Annotated in this window: 1 protein-coding gene; it reads right to left on the bottom strand. The window is 49.2% G+C overall.

Annotated elements, in window-relative coordinates; all coding sequences use genetic code 11:
* The coding region (locus A4R26_RS14320) for a response regulator (RefSeq protein WP_133054671.1) at positions 1-392 on the bottom strand (392 nt) is incomplete at both ends.

Here is a 392-nt window from a genome sequence, read left to right on the forward strand (position 1 = left end):
TTTTCCTGAAACTGTGCAGGGTGATGGCAATTTGTTCCTGTAACAGGGGTTGCGCGGCGGTGACCCTTTGTAACGCATCTGTTAATTCCTTCTCGTCTAAGGGTTTTAGTAAGTAATCGATGGCTCCGTAACGGATAGCCCTGATAGCAAATTCATGGTGGGCCGTGAGGAATATGACCTTCGTTGGTGCAGGCAGCTGTTCCAGGATATCGAAACCCGTTCCATCGGGAAGCCCGATATCGAGCAACAACAGGTCGGGTTTGGTGGCATGGATCAGTACAATGGCTTCTTTAACGGTACCACATGCACCTGCCACGATAAAGCCGGTTTGCTTTTGAAGAAGGTCTTCTACATCATGCCGGATGGCGATCATGTCTTCAACTATGATCACC

The sequence above is a fragment of the Niastella populi genome (assembly GCF_002078015.1).
In the GTDB taxonomy this organism is placed as follows: domain Bacteria; phylum Bacteroidota; class Bacteroidia; order Chitinophagales; family Chitinophagaceae; genus Niastella; species Niastella populi.